The sequence below is a fragment of the Nitrosospira briensis C-128 genome, from assembly GCF_000619905.2.
Classification (GTDB): Bacteria; Pseudomonadota; Gammaproteobacteria; order Burkholderiales; family Nitrosomonadaceae; genus Nitrosospira; species Nitrosospira briensis.
In genome coordinates, this window is the sequence record NZ_CP012371.1 from 3,097,911 (window position 1) to 3,118,254 (window position 20,344).

Below are 20,344 nucleotides of genomic sequence, written 5' to 3' on the forward strand. Positions count from 1 at the left end.
CTTTGTGATTAATATTGATGGGAGTGCGCTAAATTTAACGCTAACAGGAAACGTAATTTCAACGCTTATAGGAGGTGCACTTACGCTGGCGGGGGCGTGCTTGGCACGCTGGTTTCAGAAAAAGGATGCAGCTCAGCGAGACGCCGAGCATGTTCTCGGGCTACTTCAAGCCTTCCATGATGAAATCGAAACTCTTTGGGGGGTTTATCAAGCAGGAGCGGGTGCCAGTATCGTAGCCTTACCTAATGATGAACCGATGCTTATACACTGGCCGCTGACCCAAGAGTATTTCACTATTTACAATACCCACGCGTTATCCATTGGGAAAATCAAAAATCACGTGTTAAGAAAGCAAGTAATAGCGACATATACAAAAGCACGAAGTATGATTGATTCAATACGTTTGAATAATGATCTTTTGCAACAGTGGGAACATGACTGCTTCTTATTCCAAGAAACGCATAGTCCTGCACACAAATTAAATGCAAATGCTCGTCATCAAGCTTTGATTAGGTATGCCCTGGGACTCAAGGAGTCACATGTAGAGTTAGAATCAATGGCCACTGAATTATTGCATCATTTACGAAAGAATCCTTATGGTCATCAAGGTAATGCAGCTAAATATTAACGCGCATGCGCGACCGGCACATCTTATATGCGGGAATGACTGATCTCGGCGGCTTGCTCGCAAGTTGATATGTCTGCCATTCCAGACACAGACGACAAACTCAACGAATGTGAGTATTTTCTTAACCTTGCCTCTAGGGGTACCCCTCGCGCCGCAGCCATGGCAGGTTGCTATCGAGGATTGGCAGAAGTGAGGAGCTGATTTCCATAGTGTCAGAAATATTTTCCCCCGTAGCTGTATTCGATTCCGGTATCGGAGGATTAAGCGTTCTTCAGGCGCTGAAAAAGCGTTACCCGCAAGAATCTTATGTCTATCTGGGGGATACGGCTCGCCTTCCTTATGGAACCAAAAGTCCTGAAACCGTGCAGCGTTATAGCCAAAGCTTGTGCAGAATTCTGCTGAACTATAATCCAAAAGCCATCGTGATCGCCTGTAATACCGCTTCGACTCATGCGTTGGATGTAGTACGCGCGCTGGCGGCTCCGCTGCCGGTGATCGGCATGATTGAGCCAGCTGCGGCAGCGGCGGTTCAGGCAACAAGGAATCAGCATGTCGGCGTTATCGCTACCTTCGGCACGATCCTGAGCGGAATATACGAAAAGAAACTGAAGAAAATCAATCCTCATATAAAAGTATCGTCCCAAGCCTGTCAGATGCTGGTTGCTCTTGCGGAGGAGGGCTGGTCTTCAGGTCCGATTGCCACAGCTACAATCCGCCAGTATCTTGATCCCATATTCGACACAGCCGAGGCTCCGGATACGTTGATTATGGGGTGCACTCATTTTCCTGTTTTTGAAGCTCTCTTCCGGGACATTCTTGGGCCATCTGTCACTCTCATCAACAGCGGTAAAGCGGCTGCCAGGCAACTTTCGGGAATTACGGGAACAGGGGGTCAAATTAAAATACTGGCAACTGACGATCCTGTGCGCTTTGCTGTCAATGCTTCCAAATTCTTCGATAAAAGATTGGTGGCTGCCGATATAGAACTGGTCGATGTGACCGTGGCATTTTAGGCAGACCGGTCCCGGATATGTGGGGCGGCGCGAGTTGACCATGGAATTCGGAAATTCCGGTTATGTGGCGCTGTACCATCATGACTCGGCTAAAGATAAGGTCTATATTCTGGCGTTTCGGCACCAGAAGGAAAGCGGCTACCTGTAGCTGCTCGAGTTTGAAATCGGTCGAGCTACTTCTTTCCATAGCGACGCTTTTTCAGAAACGTTATTGCCCTAAACTGGAATTCGCCATGAGCCTGCCTATTTTCTCGTGTCTATCCGGTTTCCCTAAAAGACTCAAGCTCCAAACGAGAATTAAAGAAATGGAAAAAACAAGGAAACGATAATGGGTCGTGGGAAATAAAAGCATATGCGTTATATTAAAAACAAAAGGTATCCCAAGTAGGCAATAAAAATTAACGTCGACTTTAATCTGATCCCGCTTCAGCCATAGCAAGTAAGCCGATAATACATATATCACTGAATGTGAATGAAAAATAAGATTCTCCAGCAATAACGCATAAGGTATCAGGTAGTCACCGGCTTTGTGAGAAATCACGATATCTGCGGGATAGGGTGTAAGCGAGCCGACGAATGTGAAATTAAAAAGAGCCAGGTACCCATAATTATCATGTAACTTATTAATTAAAATATAAAAAGAAACAGAAGACAGAATGGAAAATAGTGAAATAAACCTGTTGCCATGCAGATAGGTATAACCCATCAGGAGACCTGATAAAACCATAAAATCAGTTCTTATTAAAGGAAGAAACGCCGCAATCAGGAAAACCAGTCTTCCTCCTGTCATTAGGCTGTATATTCCAATAAGGGAAAAAAAACACGCCATGGCGTCGGGTGTGGAGAGGGCTGCCAATTCCGTATATCCCGCCACCGCGACGACTACTGGCAGAATGCCTATCGGCACAGCCGTCTTCAGGATAATCAGCCCCAGCACGAATACGGACAATGACGCGAAAATTGCGCTAATTACATACGTTGCCTTCGCGTAACTTAACCCGATATTTTTGAGTAATCTAATCAGTTCGATGTACCCAACCCTTATGGAAAAGAAAGGTATTTGCTGTTCCAGCGAAGATGGGTCTGCAAATACCGTTTCCCTGTATTTTCCTGTCGTGAGTTGTGAGAATGTTTTACTGCGAACCTCTTTCCTGATTTCTTCGTAAGTTTCCCTGGTTAAGTCTGCGCCGCGATAGCCATCTTTGGAATACGATGCGGCGACGTATGCAATCATGTCCCAGTTATGCTGGGGTCTCAGGAGCCCATATAGCAAAATGATTGCTGCGGTTGCCAGAAGGATTCCATATCTGAAAACCATCAAGAAGCTCCAGAGGCGTTAAAGTAAGAATTGGAGTATATAGCGGACGCCAATTCGGGGTGACCATCAGCGGCTTAACGTGCCTTAAAACGCGAATCGGGATGAAGACCGCCAAAGCCTATACGGCGGCATGATTACGGTTGGGCGGCAGAGGGCATGAAGGGGCAACTCGGCAGAAGTTCAGGCCGAACCGCCGCTCAAAATCCTATGGGACATTTCTGTCATTTGTTTAAGTTCACCCATCATAGGCCTGCATACAAAGTCAAGAACTCAGTTAAGATGGAGGGTTAGAAAGTTTTCTGGCCCTCATTAAGGAGTTTGAGATTTTGGTCACTGAAGTGTCTATGAGAGGTCATTCTGAAACGGGAAAAGCGCCTGCAGGAAATCATGATGTTGGGCGCATTGTTAAAGTCCAAAAAACTGGTCAGGCCCGATATGGAACAGATGCGGGTGCTGGATGTGATTTAAGTGCGCACCATACGCCCAGTGGCGCTCTTGGACAGATTGAGCAGGGGCACCAAATGTGCCTGTCTCGTCAGCATATTGATGCTGAGGCATGCTTCAGGGCTGCCATTGCGTTAGCGCCCGAGTGGCCGATGCCGCACAACAATCTTGGTTGGGTTTTGCAGGCACAAGGCAGAAATGAGGAGGCTTTGGTCTGCTACAACAGGGCTCTGCAGATTGATGCCACGCAAGAGTTGGCGCAAGCGAATCTCGCCTATCTTCTTGCTAACCTCTATTTTTTTATTGGGAAATTTGCAGAAGCGAGGTCAATGTGGTTGTTTCTGGCCAATATATATCCGGAAGATCACCAGGTCTTGGATAACCTGATCAGTACGGCACTCAGAGTTAATGATTTCTCTGATGCCGGGCAATGGGCTACCTGCTATGCAGCGGTAACAAAAGCCAGCGTTTACCATCCAATGCTTGCACATGCCACTGCGGTCCCGCCAGACGTGGCATTGCCAACACCAAAGCTGTCAAGGGGCAAGTTGCAGCATGATCTTGAGCAATATCAGTATTTGCGCGATAAAGGTCTGCTCGACCAGGAATTCGATGACATTATAAATTACTATTCAGTGGCGATTAATCGCCTTGATGAAAATAACACCGCATTGCAGGAAAGCATATATAACGCGCCAGAAATAAAAAATACCTATGGCCGCATTATTCATCATTATCCGGCGAGCAAATTTCCTGGAAATGCAGTAGCCGTTTCTGAATCGAGCATGCATGCAGAGCAGAAATATCTGAAAAGTAAATTAGGCATCGTTATTATTGATGATTTCCTGTCTGATGAAGCGCTTTCAGAACTACAGAAATTTTGCCTAGAATCCACAGTTTGGCATAGCAACAGCTACTCGCACGACCGTTTGGGCGCCTTCTTCAGGGAGGGATTCAACTGTCCGCTGCTGCTCCAGATTGCTGAAGAAATGCAGTTTGTTTTTCCGAATGTGATTGGAAAGAAGCATCCTTTGCTGCAAATGTGGGCCTATAAATACCGGCATAACCAACCCTCAACACATCCTCATGCTGATTTTGCTGCCGTGAATGTGAATTTTTGGATTACTCCGGATGGAGCCAATCAGAATAGTGAGTCTGGTGGACTCATTATTTATGATATAGAGGCGCCAATAGATTGGGATTTTGATGCTTACAACCGGCAAGGAGATAAAATATCCACTTTTCTGAAATCATCTGATGCCAAGTGTATAGTCATACCCTATCGCTGCAACAGGGCGATCATATTTAATTCAGATCTTTTTCATGCAACGGCGCCTCTCGAATTTCGCCCTGGATACATTAATAAAAGAGTTAATATAACCATGCTTTATGGCGAAAGGGAGGCCGCAAAAAAAGAGTGAGTGGGTCACAAGGCGTACCGGCATCGGTGGCCATCATTCCCACTTCTTGCAGCGCTCAGCTCGGCGGCATGCTGGATTGGACCCAGCCGCCCCAATCGCCTCCGGGCGAGCCTTGCTCGATCCGCCAGAGCTGATCAGCGTTGTCGACACCCCATAGCAGCACATTGCCCGTATTCTGCAAGGCCGCCGCAACCTTGCTCATGGGAACAGGCTGGTCTTTGAAGCCCGGGCCTTCCCAACGGCTCCACGGGCCGCCTGCGGTGAGCTGATACAGCGTCCATATCTGGCCGCTTGCGCTGACTCCCCAGACCTCCAGCCCGCGTACCCCCTTTTGCTCCGATGCAGCGATATCAATAAAGGGTTCAGGCTGGCCGCCAACGCCGGGACCTTGCCACGCGCCCCAGTCGCCGCCGGGAGAATTCTGGCTGATGCCCCACAGCAGACCTGTGCCGTCGAGGCCCCAGAACATCACGTTGCCGTTGTTTTGCTGGGCGGCGGCCAGCTTGAACATCGGTGTCGGCTGCCCCTTGAAGCCTGGCCCCTCCCAATGGCTCCAGGATCTCCCGGCCGTTAGCTGATACAACGTCCAGACCTGACCGTCGTCACCCGACGCCCATAGTTCGACGCCCCGACTGCCGCCCTGTTGCGATGCCACAAGGTTCTGAAAGGATCTAGGCTGGCCGCCCACATTGGGTCCATTCCAGCCGTTCCAGTCACCGCCGGGGCTACCTTGGCCGCATGTCCAGACGCCGCCGTCGTCGTCCAGCGCAGCTAACATCGCATTACCATTGTTCTGCAGCGCGGCAGCAAGCTGACGCAGTGCCCTTGGCTGCCCCTTGAAGCCGGGTCCCTCCCAGTTGCTCCAGTCCGCACCTGGCGTGCACTGGTACAACGTCCAGACCTGGCCGCTGGTACCCGACGACCAGAACTCGATACCCCGATTGCCGGCCTGCATCGATGTCGCGATGGCGGCGAAGCGAACGAGCGCAGGCGGGGCGGGGTAGAGGATCTTGATAGCATTTACCACCGTGTCTGGGTCAAATCCCGCAGTGATCAACGCGCTTTGCATCACCGCCTGGATGGTGTTTGGAAACACATTGGGCTCGAGAATAATTTTACCGACGTCGACCGCGGAGAGGTCAGGGTAGTTGCAATGAAGAATGGTGGCGAGATCGGCGGGGGTTAGTGACTCAAACACAATGACCAGGGCTTGTGCCATGAATGCGCTTTGTTGAAGGCGCATTTCATGGGAGTCGACCATCGCGGTGATGCTTGGCGCCGCTGTTGACATCACCGACTGTGCCGACTGCTGCGGCGACATGCCCTGTTGCTGCAGGGGCAGCAAGAGATTGACTAACCGTTGTACATTAAGTGTCATGGTTTCATTCCTTTCAAGTATGCATCAGGGATAGGCGCGCTTCAGCGCGATGGACATCTGTAGTGGGGAAAGTGCAGGGAAGGCGGCCTGCAAGCCATTGGCGGTGTCATTAGCCATATACCCGGCTTGTGCCATGGCAGTGGCCAAGTCGTTGACGCTGAGACTCGGGAAGGCCTTGAGCAAGATCGGGCCGCACGCGGCCGCCGCTACGCCCTGGTCATGCAGGCTCAGGGCGGTCTCTGCCAAGCTCGGATAGGCCTGGACCAAGGCCGCAGAAAGTGCTGCTGGCGGGGTTTGTGGCCAGGCCGCGAGCAGGCCTTTGGCGGTCTCGGCGGACGCATACCCGGCTTGCGCCATGGCAGCGGCCATGGTGTCGAGCGTGCTGGTCGGGAAGGCCTGCAGCAATTGTTGGCCGCAACTGGCGCCATCGACCTGTTCGTTGTGGAGGGATTTCGCCATCTCACCGGCAGTTGCATACGCTAGTATGGTCACACTCACCGAGATGGACGGAGGCCCGGCAATGACATTCGACTGGCCCGAAGCAGGCAAGGCCTGTACGGCCAGATGGTAGATGAGCGTCGTGCCCGGGACGTTCCCGAGTTGAAGTGACGCAAGAAGGTTGCTGCCGTCTGGGCTCGGGGTCAGCGGGCTCACCTGGAGCCGGCTGTCCGGACCGGTGACGAGCCCCTGGTAGTTGGGGGCGCCTGTCACCGGCTGCCAGCTGAGGGTCACCATGCTTCCCGTGGCTGTCGCTTGGAGGTTTTGGGGGGCGCCAAAGCGGGTCAGGGTCAGCGGCACACTGGTCGGACTGGGCAGAGTAGTGGCACCGCCTTGGGCGATCAGGGTGAGGCTGAAATCGCCGACGGGCGCATCCTTGCTGAACGGTATGCTGCACTGTGTTGGTGGTGGCTGTCCCGTCACGGTCATCTGGATTGGCTGTTCCGGTTTCCAGGCGTTGCCCGTATGCGTATTCGAGAGCACGTAGCAAAGAGCACCTTCTACGCCTGACCAGCTCAATGTCACCCCGGCATCAGGCGGGGTGATGCTGCTGTCGGGTTGGGCGGTCAAGTCTGTCGGTGCCGGCAGGCGCTGGAACGGCGCGTCGACCCAGGCGGTGCCCATTGATCCCTGGATCCCCTGGACTTGGGCGGTGTAGCTGCCGGACTGCCAGCTGGAGTCAAAGGTGAAGGCGGCCGAGCGTGCCGCGAAATCGCCTGGCTGATTGAGCAGTACTTTCGCGGCGCTATCGAGCAACTGGGCGTTATAGCCGGTGTTACCTTCGCCGGTGCCCCACTTCAAGGTCACCACATTGTTGGCGCAGCTCACGGTGGGGTTGGTGGGCGGGTTCTGCGTGCTGCCGGTGCCCGTGCCGGTTCCAGTACCAGTACCGGTGCCGGTGCCCGTGCCGGTTCCAGTACCGGTGCCCGTGCCACCGAAGGCAGCGAGAACGGCGGCTATGCCTGCTGCTGCTGCCGCCGCTGCGGCGGCAGCATTGCCGGCGGCAGCAGCAGCTTCGGCAGCCTCGGCCGCTGTGGCTGCGCTTTCGGCCACCGCATCGGCCACCGCGCTGTCAACCAGGTTTTGGCAGGCCAGTGTGGCTGCATAGGAGGCGGCATCCTTGCCGGCCGTGAGGGCGATCAGTGTGGCAATCGCCGCGCCGTTATTGAGGAGCCCCTGGACGAACGACGCTGCCGCTCCCGCAAGAGCCCGATCGATATATTTGCCCAGGTCCGACAGTTTGGTGGAACTGGGCAAGGGGATCGATACCATGCTGGGAAAAGCGATCGATGCCCCGGTGAGCGGTGCGCCGGCGAACGACAAGGTATAGCTGCCGTTAATGTGCAGGCTCAGCCCGCTGCTCTCCGTGGCGAACGACAAGCCGATATTGAAGCTTGATGTCAGTAGCTTGCTGAAGGTGAAATCCACCAACTTGCCGCAGCCCGCCCTGCGTTCGCTCGACAATTGCTGCACGGTCTTGATGAAATCAATGGCTTCGCTGAGGTAATCAAACTGCGGCCAGTTGCGGACTTGAAACCCACCGTCCTTGCTGTAGCGCACCTCCAGCGGGAAGTTTTTTGGCAGGAAGGGCGAGTAGCCGGACGGGGAGGTCAGCGATACGTCAATTTGCAGGTTGCCGGCCGTATCCTTGGTTGCCGACACGATCAGATTGCCGAAAGACTCCTGCATAAACCACAGACTGCCGGCAAAAGCCATTGAGGGATGGGGGCCGACTGTCGATATTGTCAGTGTCGGCCCGCCGGTAGCAGTGATCGCACTCTGCGCTGCGATGGTCAGAATATAGATGTCGATGGGATCGGCCAGTGTGATCGAGGCGTTGACGCCTTTATCTTCGATCTGGATGTTGCCGTTGACTTCGATGGTTGCGATCAGCGTCAGGTCAAAGACGGCCTGGATGTTAAACCCGGGTGAATACTGGATGCTGCTCGTCGGCGCGGCACTAGTCCCTGCGCCGGGAGACGCGGTGCTTCGGGAGCCGGGGCAGGCGAAGGTGTCGAGGCTGAGCGGCCCCGTGCCCGTTGTCTTGCAGTAGTAGAGCTCGCTGCCCGCCTTAAAGGTGATGTTGATCAGGGAAGTGGGCCAGACGGAGCCGCCGATGCACTGGTTGAACACGTCGCCAATCGACAGGACCTGGTCAACCTTGATGCTAGCGACCTCGGGCACGCTGCCTTGCAGATAAATCTGCCCAGTAAGCTGGGCCGAGCCCACCTTTACCGAACCCTGCACCTGAAAGTTGTTTTGTCCCGACGGACCAAGTTTGGCGTAGATGCCGAACACGAGGTTTGAAAAGGAAATGCCCGTCATGGCCCCACCGAACAGCGAGGGGATGTTCGCGTCCAGCTGTGCTGCTTGCAGGCAAGCTGTTACGGTTTTGTCGTCGCCATTCGATACCAGTGCGCCAGAGAAGACGTATTGCTTGCCGAATAAGTCCGCCGTCAGATTGCCGTTGATGCTGAGGTGCGTGGCAGTAATGAACTGGTAGTTGATGGAGATTTTTTCAAAGCCGAAGGTATTGAACAGCTTGAAACTGGGCAGTAAAGCCGTGTATGCCGCCGTGCTCACGGCGGTGCCGGCCTGGATGCCTTTGTCCAATACCGCTGACAGCGACAGCTCGTCGCCGGCCCCCCCCGATGTGTCGTAACCGATCTGGATCAGGCTGTTAAACAGGTCGATGTTTTTGATCTGCACCGTGAACCAGAAGCCACAGCTGCCATTCATGATCCTGGTTGCTGCAGCTACGGTTGGAGGAATCGGTGATTGGGGGAAAATGCTGGCCAGCGTGGTGCCAGGTGGCGCGCCCTGACCCGACTGGCTGAACGTGAAAAAGCCGGCATTCTGCACCAGGATTTTTCCGGGCGGCAGTTGAGTCTTGAACGCCTCGTTCAACAGCAAAAAAACATCAAGCCCCCCATTGCTGTCCGCAGCCAGATCGGCATAAATCAAGCTGTACTGCTGCGACAAATCCAATTCACACTTGCTCTGGTTCTTGAATTTGCCGCCAAAGATTTCCGACCAGGCAAAAAGAGCCGAGATGCGGATGTCCATGGATGTAAGACCCTCTCCGCGATACGTGCTCTCCGACGTGGACGAAGTGGTAACAGCCTCCTCGCCCACAGATTTAAATGTTGATTAGCCCTTAAATTGGCCGGTGGCGACGTCGTACTTTCCTTCCGAGACAACCATATTCAGGTCCTGGACGATATCGCTGCCGACGGCACCCGAAATGACATCCATAGGCGGCGAGACCGCAACATACACCTGATTGGCGGCGCCGACGGCTACCTGCAGCAGCGTCTGCGGTGGCGGTGTGGTGCCACCGGAGGCGGGCGCCTGCGAGGTAACGCTGAAATGGAAAGGCGCGATCGCGGTGGGGGTGGAATCGGGGATATTAATGGACGCCGTGTAGGCTTTACTATCGATAGTGAATACGGCGTTGACGGTAGCACTAATGGGCATTTGATAACTCCATTCTGGGTTGACTGGCTTGTGGGAGTGTGCGGGCGGGAAAAATTCCTTGCACACACAGGGTGGGGTAGGGCAACCGATTATAAGGTAATCTGTTTGTGGATAAATACAACATTGATGAGCTTCTTGCAAAACTATTTTTGAAATGAAGCGCACTGACATCTGATGCATGAATTCCTGCATTGAAGTGGTTACGCTTTTCCCTGTTCGCATCAATCTTGGGTACCGTAAGGATTCCTGTAAGGATTCCTATTGGGCAAGACGCCACTCTCCTATTTTCAGTATCTGCGCGTTGAACGCGCGGTGCACTTACTGCGAACAAGCAGTGACAGCATTGATCTGGTTGCCAATCAGGTCGGTTATGCAAATAGGGTAACCTTGCGCACTCTCCTTCGCCGTAGAATTGGCCGGTCTGTGAGCGAATTACGTGCAGGCGGTCTTTTCCATTACTCCCATATAGACAAGCATAGCTTTGCGCTAATTTTTCAGTACGGCCTAATCCTGAAATAACTAGACCATTATTAACTAATATTCCGTATCTTTTATCAAAAATAATTTCAGTCGAGATACAGGGCTGACCTGCTAGACGTTAGAGCACGGGCGATATGTGGCTATTTTCTTGGAAGAAAAAGAAGTTTTGCATGCGTTTCGCATGCAAAACCAGAGATTCATTATCTTTTTCCTGTGCTCACAACTCGTCGCGTCGCGGACAGTTCTTCGGCCTGGTGTAGTCGAAGTCTGAAGGCACGTCTAATTGAATGTTGTTGTAATATCCTACTGTTGACACTGCCGGCGACAGGCACATGTGGGAGATTATGGTTTCAACTTTACTCGTGCTTTCGCTGGTATAAATAATCTTGATTTGACCGCCTGGGCGGATGACCCGTTCAATTTCGCTTATCACGATTGGCGCGTTATTGATCAGGATGGTGTCAGCAAACTTATCCACGAAAGGCATGGTCTGAACAAAACCGAAGACCAGATTGGGTATCGGTTTCTTTGTGTCGCCATACGTAGTGCGATTCAAGCTGCAATTCAGATTGATTGCCTGGTCGTTGCCCCATTCCCGCCCGTCTTCGTCGATATAACGTCCTTCGCCGCCGATATCGATGGTCACCGACTTGTCGGCGATGGGTAAGCCAAGGACCACGCGCGATACCTTGCGTCCTCCGTAAGGATCGTAGGGGATATCGAAGCAATACATGGTCTTCCCTTGTTGAAGCCCTGAGGGAGCGCCCAGCTTAGCCATGACCTTGGTCATTTTGCAATTGATATCGCAGCTCCCGGCAGGCACGCTGCAAATGCCGCCGCTAGGCATCAACCCTTCTATGCAGGTATCAGGGCAGGATTCATATGGATAAACAACGATGGCCCAACCGGCTTTGATTGTGCAGTCTTGTTTTCCACAAATGCGCTGGCCCGACTGGCCGCATTGTGCCTTTCCCATCTCGGTGGCGAAGGCGGATGCGAGTGTGAGCGGTTCTGCACCCTGCATCCACATAACACAAGCAACTGCCAGCATAGCGAGACTGTATGTGAATCCAAGAATTTTATTTTTCATGTTGTGAAATCCATGTCAGTTTCAATTTTTGGTCAGCATCCGCCTGGGAATACACGCCCATTGCCGCCCGGAGTTCCGGTTCCACCAACGGTGAGGGAATTGTCGGCATTGAGGGTTAGATTGATTATTCCATCGCCATTATAACCAAAGCCCCATTTCAGCCCGGCATACTCTATTTTTGCGGCCCACGGAAATCCAGGGCAAGATGTGCCGTCCTCATAAATGACGACTACGCCGCTTTTTGGTACTCCGATAGCCATTTTGAAGCCATTGCGACCGAGACCGGCACGCGTGATCGATTTGCCGGCATCGACAATTGACGATACCGTTATCGCATTGCCTGTGTTGTTAATGACATTATTCAAATAATAGTTTGCGTAGACAGGCGCAGGAGAAGTAATCAGAGCGACGGCAGCAGCAGCGATTTTATGCGAGTGTTTCATAAATTTTCCTCTTGGATACATGGTGGCTTCAAGGTGAAGATGTGACGAGGTAAGTCTTTTATGATCAATACTGATATCGACATCTTCCGATTGATCAGAAGCTAAAGCGGAAGGTCAAAAAGACTTAACGGTCCATAAAGATAAAAAAATAATTTCTTTTCCTTCACGTATATTCGTGGGAACTTCGCGCAAGGGAAGATAGCTGGGCCGCCATGGGTGGCGCCGTAACCACCTAAACCCCTACGATCAATAGTAAGTTAACGGTCAGTCTGCGGTAAAATCCGGGGAAAACACCCTATTCGTTGCCTGGAATGCGGCGCCGCTGATTCACTAACAGCGATAATCTCTATTTAGCTGCCAATCCAGAGAGCCATCACATTTAAAATCGCAGGCGCGGGAAACTTCGGCTCTTTTTCGAGGTGGATGGTTCAGGTGCTGCGCGGGCAACGTCCAACACAGCTGACCGCCTGTCCTCGGGTTTGCACCATTATTCCTGGGAACAATAACAATACTCATGTCACCCATCTGGATTGTCATCCTGCCATTTGCGGGCAGCCTCTGTGCGGCGGTCCTGCCATCTCACGCACGTAATGCGGCGGTTTGGCTCGCAGGTGCGGTTGCGCTGGCTTGTGTCACGCTGACGTTTCAGCTCTACCCGCAGGTAGTCAGCGAGGGCGTGGTGCGCACGGTCTTGCCTTGGGTGCCGGAACTGGGCCTGGATTTTACGTTTCGCGTAGATGGTTTCGCCTGGCTGTTTGCCATGCTGGTGTCCGTGATGGGGGCGCTGGTCATACTGTATGCGCGCTATTACATGGCGGCACAAGATCCCGTGCCGCGCTTCTTCGCGTTCTTTCTGGCTTTCATGGGCGCCATGCTCGGGGTTGTGCTCTCGGGTAATCTCATTCAGCTCGTGGTTTTCTGGGAGCTGACCAGCCTGACGTCGTTCATGCTCATCGCTTACTGGTACCACCGGGTGGATGCGCGCCGTGGTGCCCGCATGGCGCTCACCGTGACGGCGGCCGGCGGCTTATGCCTGCTTGCGGGCATGCTGATACTGGGGCATATCGTCGGCAGCTATGACCTGGATGTCGTGCTGGCTTCAGGCGACATCATTCGCGCGGATGTATGGTATCTGCCGGCGCTGGTCCTGGTCGCATTGGGCGCACTCACCAAAAGCGCCCAGTTTCCGTTTCATTTCTGGCTGCCGCATGCGATGGCGGCGCCGACGCCGGTATCGGTTTACCTTCATTCGGCGACCATGGTCAAGGCAGGGGTATTTCTGCTGGTGCGGCTATGGCCCGTGCTTGCCGGTACGCAAGCCTGGTTCTGGATCATTGGCACCTCGGGTCTCATTACGCTTGTGTTGGGCGCCTATGCAGCGATCTTCCAGCGGGACATGAAGGGTGTGCTGGCGTATTCGACCATCAGCCATCTGGGGCTGATCACGCTGTTGCTCGGACTGAACAGCTCGCTGGCATTGATCGCAGCTATTTTTCACATCATGAATCATGCGACGTTCAAGGCGTCGCTATTCATGGCAGCCGGCATGGTCGACCACGAGACCGGCACGCGAGACCTTACGCGACTGAGCGGGTTGTATCGCGCCATGCCCATCACCGCGACGCTGGCCATGGTTGCGGCGGCATCGATGGCGGGTGTCCCGCTGCTCAATGGTTTCCTTTCAAAAGAAATGTTCTTCGCGGAAACGATGTTTGTCAGCGGCCACGCGGTCACGCGTATTGGCTTGCCCGTGCTGGCTGTGATCTGGGGAATATTCAGTGTTGCATATTCGTTGCGTTTTATCTTGCAGGTATTTTTCGGGCCGCCTGCACAGGATTTACCGAGAAAGCCGCACGAGCCGCCACGCTGGATGCTGCTACCCAGCGCGCTGCTGGTACTGGCTTGCCTGGTGGTAGGCATGTTTCCAGCCGCGACCATGGGACCCTTTCTGGATACGGCGGCCCGCTCGGTGTTGGGGGCATACATGCCGTCTTATAGCCTGGTGGTCTGGCATGGGCTGAATCTCCCGCTGGTGATGAGCCTGGTGGCAATGGTTGTCGGAACCGGACTCTATCTGGCGCTCGGCAAATACCAGCAGGGCGCGGCGGTAGTGCCGTTGATCAACCGCTTCGACGGCAGGCGCCTTTTCGAATTTGCGATCCAGAAGCTCGATGCGTTGGCGGCGTGGCTGATGCGGTGGCTCTCGACAGAACGTTTGCAAGTCCAGTTGCTGCTCCTGATTTGCGCAGTGTTCGCAATTGCATTGGTACCATTGCACAAGGGGCTGCCGGCGGGCAATATGGCCGGGTCGGCGTTCCAGCCGGCATTCGCGCTGATGTGGCTGGTGGGCGCGGCGTGTGCGGTCGGTGCGGCGACCCAGGCCAAGTATCATCGTCTTGCCGCGCTTAGCCTTGCGGGTGGGGCAGGGCTCGCCACGGCCATGACATTTGTCTGGTTTTCGGCACCCGACCTGGCCTTGACGCAACTGGTCGTGGAGGTCGTGACGGTTGTCCTGATCCTGCTTGGTCTGCGCTGGCTTCCGCCCCGGTACGCCTGGATCGACGATGCACTGGATTCATTCGGGGCACGGGTGCGGGCGCGTAGCCGGCGCCTGCGGGATCTGGCGCTTGCAAGCATTGCCGGAGTCAGCCTGGCCATGTTGAGCTATGCGGTATTGACGCGGCAGGCTGGAAAAGGCATCTCCCATTTTTTCATCGAAAATTCGTTGCCGCTGGGTGGCGGCGCCAATGTGATCAATGTGATACTCGTCGATTTCCGCGGTTTCGATACGCTGGGTGAAATTACGGTGGTTGGAATCGTTGCGCTGACCGTGTTCGCTCTGCTGCGGCGGTTCCGCCCTGCACCAGAGAGCATGGAGCCGCCGCAGCAGCAGCGTGAGCAGGATGCGCATGCGGGCATGGCCGCGCCGGACCCGCATGCGCCGCTGCCGCCGGGCCCGATGATGGTGCCGGGTACGCTCGTCCAGCTACTGCTGCCGGTTGCCGGCATGGTATCGGTCTTTTTCCTGCTGCGTGGGCACAACGAGCCCGGTGGAGGATTCGTAGGCGGGTTGATCATGGCGACGGCAATTATCCTGCAATACCTCGTCGGCGGCACGGCCTGGGCGGAGTCGCGCACGCGCATTCGCCCCCAATACTGGATCGGGGCAGGGCTTTTGTGCGCGGCGGGCGCGGGTATATCGGCATGGGTGGCAGCGCGTCCATTTCTCTCCGCCCTGGCGTGGCACGAAACGTTGCCGGTAATCGGCGAAGTGCATCTTTCCACGGTACTGTTGTTCGACCTGGGCGTCTATTTTCTGGTGATTGGATCAACGGTGCTGATCCTGGTGGCGCTCGCGCACCAATCGTTACGCGCCCATCGGAAAAGCGCGGCCCAGGCACGACCCGAGACGGCCACCGGCAGCGTGGCAGCGCTTCCGGCGCAGGCGGGACCGGAGGGCTGATGGAAATTGTCTACGCTCTCGCGATTGGCGTACTGACCGGATCCGGTGTATGGCTGCTGCTGCGGCCGCGTACCTTTCAGGTCATCATCGGGTTCTCCCTGTTGTCTTACGCAGTCAATCTGTTCATTTTCGGCATGGGGCGGCTGGCTGTCCATCTCCCGCCCATCATTGCCACGCTCGACCCCGACCCAACCCGCTTTGACGATCCTGTACCCCAGGCGCTGGTGCTGACGGCAATCGTGATCAGTTTTGCCACAACGGCACTGTTTCTGGTTGTCTTGCTCGCATCCCGGGGGTTGACCGGCACGGATCATGTCGATGGCGAGGAGGAGCCTGAACCGTGAGCTGGTTACAGCATTTGCCGGTATTACCGGTAGTCATACCGCTCGTGGCGGGAGCGGTAATGTTGCTGTTTGCCGAATCCCGGCGCACCACCCGCACGTTCATCGCACTCAGCGCTACGCTGGCAAACCTCGCGGTGGCAGCCTTGCTCGTATATGTGGCCAATCGCGGCTTGCCGGAGATTTGGCCGGAGGGAATCGCGGTGTATCTGCTAGGCGGCTGGGAGGCGCCGTTTGGTATCGTGCTGGTAGCGGATCGGCTGTCTGCTGTGATGTTGATGCTGACCGCGGTACTGGCACTCGCATCGCTGGTATATGCGTTGGCGCGCTGGAAACGGATGGGGCCTCATTTCCAGTCACTGTTCCAGTTCCTGATCATGGGCGTGAATGGCGCTTTTCTGACCGGCGACCTGTTCAACCTGTTCGTGTTTGTCGAAGTGTTGCTGGCCGCCTCCTATGGTTTGCTCCTGCATGGTCTGGGCGCTGCTCGCGTCAAGGCAGGCCTGCACTACATCGTCATCAATCTGGCGGCTTCGCTTGTTTTTCTGATTGGCGTTGCGCTGATTTATGGCGCAAGCGGCACATTGAACATGGCGGATCTGGCCGTGCGGGTGCCGGGACTGGACGACGGCGACCGTATTTTATTCGAAGCGGGTGCTGCGATCCTGGGCGTGGCGTTTCTGGTCAAGGCGGGGGCATGGCCATTGAACTTCTGGCTGCCGGCGGCTTATGGCGCTGCGGCGGCGCCGGTGGCGGCGGCCTTTTCAATCCTGACCAAGGTGGGGATTTATGCGCTGCTGCGATTGGGGTCGTTGCTGTCTGTCTCGGGCGCACCTGCACCGTTTAATGATGGGTGGCTGTTCGGCATCGGCATGGTCACGCTTGCACTCGGTACCGCAGGCATGCTGAGCGTGCAGCAACCCCAGCGATTGGCGGCGTATTGCGTCATCGTGTCAGCCGGCACGCTATTGGCGGCGCTTGGGCTGGGGGGAGAGGGGATGAAAGGCGCGGCGATGTTTTATCTGGTCAGTTCTGTATTGGCGACCGGCGCTTTTTTCATGCTGAGCGAAATGATCGAGCGTACCCAGCGATTTGGAGACAACGCGATAGACGTTTCGCTGGAATCATTCGGCCTCGACGATCCGCTCGATCCCGACCGTCCGGATGAGGTGGTGGGTATTGTACTACCCGCAGCCATGGCGTTTCTGGGTCTGAGTTTCGTATCGTGTGCGCTGCTGGTAACAGGACTGCCGCCGCTGTCCGGCTTCGTCGGCAAATTCATGATTCTTTCGGCCACGCTGGGAACTGCACCGCTCGAGGCCGTGCCGGCATCGACCTGGGCGTTATGGGCGGCGATGCTCGGGTCGGGGCTGGTCGGTATCATTGCATTGTGCAGAATGGGCATGCGCCTGTTCTGGAGCTCGGACGAGATCGTCACACCGCGGCTGCATCTGACCGAAGCGGCCCCGGTGGCCGTGTTGCTGCTGCTGAGCATGGGGCTCACGGCGGGAGCCGGGCCGGCGGCCAATTATCTCGCACTTACCGAGATTTCGTTATCTTCACCGCGAATATACATTGATGCCGTGCTGGGGAACGGTCTTTTATCATCCCCGTCAAATGGGGCTGGGGAACCTGAGTGATGAAACGATGGCCATCCCTATCGCTGTTTACGATAGTGCTGTTCGCGATCTGGCTCCTGCTCAATGATTCACTGGCGCCGGGCCAGATTGTGCTGGGCCTCGTAATGACGATAACCGTTTCCCTAGCGACCGCTGCGATGCTGCGATCGCGCGCGCGTCCCGGTCACCTCCTGGTTGCGATCAGGCTGCTTTTCGTTGTACTGCTTGATATCACCCTTTCGAATATCGCAGTTGCACGCATTATTTTTGGGTCGGCGAAAGCACGCTCCAATTCCGGCTTCATGGAGATCCCTATCGATATGCGTGCTCCGTATGGCCTCGCCACGCTAGCCTGTATAGTGACTGCGACACCCGGCACCATCTGGGCGGGCCTGGCGCCGGATGGTGCTACCTTGACGATCCATGTGCTCGACCTGCAAGATGAGGAGGCTTGGGTCCGTACGATCAAAGACCGTTATGAACGTCCACTGATGGAGATCTTCGAATGAATACCCTGCTACCCTGGGCCGTATCTTTCGCGCTGATTGCTTTTGCACTGGCCATGATTTGCGCGGCTATCCGGCTGTTGCGCGGGCCGGCTGCGGAAGACCGCGTGCTGGCGCTGGATACGCTCTATGTTAATTCCATGCTGACTGTACTGACACTCGGCATCCAGTTCGGATCCAGAATATATTTCGATATCGCCCTGTTGATTGCGCTGTTCGGTTTTGTCGGTTCGGCTGCAATGGCAAAATTCCTGCTGCGTGGAGAGGTAATCGAGTCATGATGACGGCGGATATCCCCGTGTGGGCGGATGTGCTGGCTTCCTTGCTGCTGGTATCGGGCGCGGTGCTCGCGCTGACGGGCTCCTTCGGCCTGCTCAGGCTGCCTGATCTGTTTGCGCGCATACATGCGCCTACCATGGGCAATACGCTCGGCCTCGGTTGCGTATTGCTGGCATCGATATTGGTCGCTTCCTTGCATGCTCAACGGTTCGTCTTTCAGGAATTGCTGATTTCGCTATTCGTCGTAACGACATCTCCGGTGACCTCGATGCTGCTCATGCGGGCGGGAATATACCGGGACCGCAGAGATGCGCGCAAAAAGGCGATAGGCCAGCCGAGCGAGGCGCTCAAGCAAATTCAGCGGATGCAATAATGCCGCGACTGCATTGAAGCTCAAGCGCTACGATGCTTGAGCTTTACTGACGTAGCCAATAGGTTATGCCGCCGAAATCAACGGGACGGAATAGGACTTCACTCGTATTCGCCGTACCCGGCAGCGTTTGTACGGCTTTTTTATATTCCTCCAGGTAACTGTCGCGAACCAGGTCCGAGCCCGGTTCATAAGTCGAAACCGTGGCGGCGGCTTCAACGTTCCTCTCCAGTATTTCCAGCGCCTTCAGCTCTTTCGAATACTCATCGGAACAGTGGTAATTCAGTTCCTGTTCCAGCCGTTTGATACGCGTGAACAATTCCTTGGTGGTTATTATGTTTTCGGTATTGATGATGGCCCTGGATTCCATGGATTTGTTTTTCCTTGTTCATCAAAAGATCCTGCCGAGCGTTGTGCTTGATCGCTTGATCGCTTGATCGCAGGGATACCTGGCGCCGCGAGTATCGTTTAGTTGTTGGCAACCTGCTAAAGTATATACGCTACAAACACAAAAACGTTCTTTTCCATCTCAACCTGTTCCAAGCTTCGACAGGAGAAACAATCATGACCAACAAGGCTATCTACGTGCAACCAGGCGGGGGATTTGATCGTGTAACGCTGGGCACAAGCGATCCTTTGCCGCCGAAACCGGGCGAGATTACCGTCAGCATCCGGGCGAGTTCGCTTAACTATCACGATTACGCAGTGGTCAGTGGAATGTGGGCGCCAACCGTTCCACGTATTCCGATGTCGGATGGAGCGGGAGAAGTTGTGGCAACGGGTGAAGGCGTGACTGAATTCGCGCCGGGCGATCAGGTCGTCAGTACTTTCTGCCCGACGTGGCTGGACGGTGAACCTGAGGTTGATGACATGAGCACCGTCCCAGGCGACGGCATCGATGGTTTTGCGCGCCAGCAGGTAACCATGCCTGTCACCGCGTTCACCCGTGCCCCTGAGGGATATAGCCACGCCGAGGCGGCCACGCTTACCTGCGCGGGATTGACAGCCTGGCGGGCATTGATGGTGGATGGCGCATTGAAGCCCGGCGAGACCGTGCTGATCCAGGGAACCGGCGGTGTTTCGGTATTTGCTTTGCAATTTGCCAAGATGGCGGGCGCGACGGTAATCGCCACCTCATCCACTGATGAGAAGCTTGGCCGGTTGGAAGCGCTGGGCGCAGACTACCTGATCAACTATCGGAAAGACCAGAACTGGGGCGACTCGGTACGTCGATTGACTGCGGGTCGCGGGGTCGATCACGTCATCGAGGTAGGCGGACCGTCGACATTGGCGCAATCCATGGTAGCGGCACGTATCGGTGGGCACATCGCGATTATCGGCATCCTTTCCGGCGTGACGGGAACGCTGCCACTGCTCCCGGTCCTCACGCGCCAGTTACGCCTCAAGGGACTGGTCGTCGGCAGCCGCCGCCACCAGATGGAAATGATCCGCGCCATCGATGCTAATGGCATGAAGCCGATAATCGACCGGCATTTTTCGCTGGAACAGATTGTCGAAGCTTTCCGCTATCAGGAATCCAACCGGCACTTCGGCAAGATATGTCTTGATATTTGAG

The 20,344-nt window shown here is 55.0% G+C and carries 18 protein-coding genes; 11 read left to right on the forward strand and 7 right to left on the reverse strand.

Annotated features, from left to right (window positions below):
• The first annotated feature begins 4 nt into the window (after positions 1–4).
• Together F822_RS14160 and murI are read left to right on the forward strand one after the other, a co-directional pair.
• A complete protein-coding gene (locus tag F822_RS14160; protein ID WP_025040071.1) occupies positions 5–628 on the forward strand; it encodes a hypothetical protein in 624 nt (207 codons plus the stop codon).
• 209 nt (positions 629–837) lie between these two features.
• A complete protein-coding gene (gene murI, locus F822_RS14165) occupies positions 838–1,641 on the forward strand; it encodes a glutamate racemase (RefSeq protein ID WP_051536579.1) in 804 nt (267 codons plus the stop codon).
• Between the two features lie 208 nt (positions 1,642–1,849).
• Here murI and F822_RS14170 read toward each other — a convergent pair whose 3' ends face one another.
• On the reverse strand, positions 1,850–2,875 hold the full coding sequence (locus F822_RS14170; RefSeq protein WP_156304437.1) for a hypothetical protein: 1,026 nt from the start codon (positions 2,873–2,875) through the stop codon (positions 1,850–1,852).
• 410 nt (positions 2,876–3,285) lie between these two features.
• On the opposite strand from F822_RS14170, the gene F822_RS14175 reads away from it, so the two are divergent.
• Complete coding sequence (locus tag F822_RS14175) at positions 3,286–4,824, forward strand: tetratricopeptide repeat protein (protein WP_156304438.1); 1,539 nt, start codon at positions 3,286–3,288, stop codon at positions 4,822–4,824.
• Positions 4,825–4,879: 55 nt separating this feature from the next.
• On the opposite strand, the gene F822_RS14180 is transcribed toward F822_RS14175, so the two are convergent.
• The 3 genes from F822_RS14180 to F822_RS14190 form a co-directional block, all read right to left on the reverse strand.
• The gene (locus F822_RS14180; RefSeq protein WP_025040067.1) at positions 4,880–6,202 is read right to left on the reverse strand and encodes a PLL family lectin; all 1,323 of its coding nucleotides are present in this window, start codon (positions 6,200–6,202) and stop codon (positions 4,880–4,882) included.
• Between the two features lie 24 nt (positions 6,203–6,226).
• Positions 6,227–9,766, reverse strand: coding sequence for a hypothetical protein (locus F822_RS14185; RefSeq protein WP_025040066.1), 3,540 nt, complete (start codon positions 9,764–9,766; stop codon positions 6,227–6,229).
• 84 nt (positions 9,767–9,850) lie between these two features.
• Positions 9,851–10,177, reverse strand: a complete 327-nt coding sequence (locus F822_RS14190) for a hypothetical protein (RefSeq protein WP_025040065.1) — start codon at positions 10,175–10,177, stop codon at positions 9,851–9,853.
• Positions 10,178–10,438: 261 nt separating this feature from the next.
• On the opposite strand from F822_RS14190, the gene F822_RS15015 reads away from it, so the two are divergent.
• Positions 10,439–10,696 (forward strand): helix-turn-helix domain-containing protein, encoded by a 258-nt coding sequence (locus F822_RS15015; protein WP_036574749.1) that lies wholly within the window; start codon positions 10,439–10,441, stop codon positions 10,694–10,696.
• Between the two features lie 178 nt (positions 10,697–10,874).
• Here the strand turns inward: F822_RS15015 and F822_RS14195 are convergent, their stop codons facing one another.
• Both F822_RS14195 and F822_RS14200 read right to left on the reverse strand, forming a co-directional pair.
• A complete protein-coding gene (locus tag F822_RS14195; protein WP_025040064.1) occupies positions 10,875–11,747 on the reverse strand; it encodes a hypothetical protein in 873 nt (290 codons plus the stop codon).
• A 32-nt stretch (positions 11,748–11,779) separates the two neighbouring features.
• Entirely contained in the window at positions 11,780–12,211 is a 432-nt protein-coding gene (locus F822_RS14200) for a hypothetical protein (RefSeq protein ID WP_197272837.1), read from the reverse strand.
• A 493-nt stretch (positions 12,212–12,704) separates the two neighbouring features.
• Between F822_RS14200 and F822_RS14205 the strand changes: the two genes are divergently transcribed.
• Genes F822_RS14205 through mnhG form a run of 6 tightly spaced genes read left to right on the forward strand, consistent with a single transcriptional unit; the run spans position 12,705 to position 18,771 of the window.
• On the forward strand, positions 12,705–15,653 hold the full coding sequence (locus F822_RS14205) for a monovalent cation/H+ antiporter subunit A (RefSeq protein WP_025040062.1): 2,949 nt from the start codon (positions 12,705–12,707) through the stop codon (positions 15,651–15,653).
• Entirely contained in the window at positions 15,653–15,997 is a 345-nt protein-coding gene (locus tag F822_RS14210) for a Na+/H+ antiporter subunit C (protein ID WP_025040061.1), read from the forward strand. Before F822_RS14205 ends, F822_RS14210 begins: the two co-directional genes overlap by 1 nt.
• Positions 15,994–17,634 (forward strand): monovalent cation/H+ antiporter subunit D, encoded by a 1,641-nt coding sequence (locus F822_RS14215; RefSeq protein ID WP_025040060.1) that lies wholly within the window; start codon positions 15,994–15,996, stop codon positions 17,632–17,634. Before F822_RS14210 ends, F822_RS14215 begins: the two co-directional genes overlap by 4 nt.
• Positions 17,634–18,122 (forward strand): Na+/H+ antiporter subunit E, encoded by a 489-nt coding sequence (locus tag F822_RS14220; protein WP_025040059.1) that lies wholly within the window; start codon positions 17,634–17,636, stop codon positions 18,120–18,122. Before F822_RS14215 ends, F822_RS14220 begins: the two co-directional genes overlap by 1 nt.
• The gene (locus F822_RS14225; protein WP_025040058.1) at positions 18,119–18,400 is read left to right on the forward strand and encodes a K+/H+ antiporter subunit F; all 282 of its coding nucleotides are present in this window, start codon (positions 18,119–18,121) and stop codon (positions 18,398–18,400) included. Before F822_RS14220 ends, F822_RS14225 begins: the two co-directional genes overlap by 4 nt.
• Positions 18,397–18,771 (forward strand): monovalent cation/H(+) antiporter subunit G, encoded by a 375-nt coding sequence (gene mnhG, locus F822_RS14230; protein WP_025040057.1) that lies wholly within the window; start codon positions 18,397–18,399, stop codon positions 18,769–18,771. The genes F822_RS14225 and mnhG overlap by 4 nt, the downstream gene beginning before the upstream one ends.
• Positions 18,772–18,814: 43 nt before the next feature.
• On the opposite strand, the gene F822_RS14235 is transcribed toward mnhG, so the two are convergent.
• Entirely contained in the window at positions 18,815–19,138 is a 324-nt protein-coding gene (locus F822_RS14235) for a hypothetical protein (protein ID WP_025040056.1), read from the reverse strand.
• A gap of 194 nt (positions 19,139–19,332) precedes the next feature.
• On the opposite strand from F822_RS14235, the gene F822_RS14240 reads away from it, so the two are divergent.
• Complete coding sequence (locus F822_RS14240; RefSeq protein WP_025040055.1) at positions 19,333–20,343, forward strand: zinc-dependent alcohol dehydrogenase family protein; 1,011 nt, start codon at positions 19,333–19,335, stop codon at positions 20,341–20,343.
• The last annotated feature ends 1 nt before the right edge of the window (position 20,344 follow it).

What these genes read in the sequence shown, in the direction of transcription:
- mnhG (WP_025040057.1), top strand. Translation starts at nt 18,397, where the DNA reads ATGATGACGGCGGATATCCCCGTGTGGGCGGATGTGCTGGCTTCCTTG.
- F822_RS14205 (WP_025040062.1), top strand. Translation starts at nt 12,705, where the DNA reads ATGTCACCCATCTGGATTGTCATCCTGCCATTTGCGGGCAGCCTCTGT.
- F822_RS14235 (WP_025040056.1), bottom strand. Translation starts at nt 19,138, where the DNA reads ATGGAATCCAGGGCCATCATCAATACCGAAAACATAATAACCACCAAG.
- F822_RS14225 (WP_025040058.1), top strand. Translation starts at nt 18,119, where the DNA reads ATGAATACCCTGCTACCCTGGGCCGTATCTTTCGCGCTGATTGCTTTT.
- F822_RS14185 (WP_025040066.1), bottom strand. Translation starts at nt 9,766, where the DNA reads ATGGACATCCGCATCTCGGCTCTTTTTGCCTGGTCGGAAATCTTTGGC.
- F822_RS14200 (WP_197272837.1), bottom strand. Translation starts at nt 12,211, where the DNA reads ATGTATCCAAGAGGAAAATTTATGAAACACTCGCATAAAATCGCTGCT.
- F822_RS14220 (WP_025040059.1), top strand. Translation starts at nt 17,634, where the DNA reads ATGAAACGATGGCCATCCCTATCGCTGTTTACGATAGTGCTGTTCGCG.
- F822_RS14195 (WP_025040064.1), bottom strand. Translation starts at nt 11,747, where the DNA reads ATGAAAAATAAAATTCTTGGATTCACATACAGTCTCGCTATGCTGGCA.
- F822_RS14240 (WP_025040055.1), top strand. Translation starts at nt 19,333, where the DNA reads ATGACCAACAAGGCTATCTACGTGCAACCAGGCGGGGGATTTGATCGT.
- F822_RS14190 (WP_025040065.1), bottom strand. Translation starts at nt 10,177, where the DNA reads ATGCCCATTAGTGCTACCGTCAACGCCGTATTCACTATCGATAGTAAA.
- F822_RS14180 (WP_025040067.1), bottom strand. Translation starts at nt 6,202, where the DNA reads ATGACACTTAATGTACAACGGTTAGTCAATCTCTTGCTGCCCCTGCAG.
- F822_RS14210 (WP_025040061.1), top strand. Translation starts at nt 15,653, where the DNA reads ATGGAAATTGTCTACGCTCTCGCGATTGGCGTACTGACCGGATCCGGT.
- F822_RS14170 (WP_156304437.1), bottom strand. Translation starts at nt 2,875, where the DNA reads ATGATTGCATACGTCGCCGCATCGTATTCCAAAGATGGCTATCGCGGC.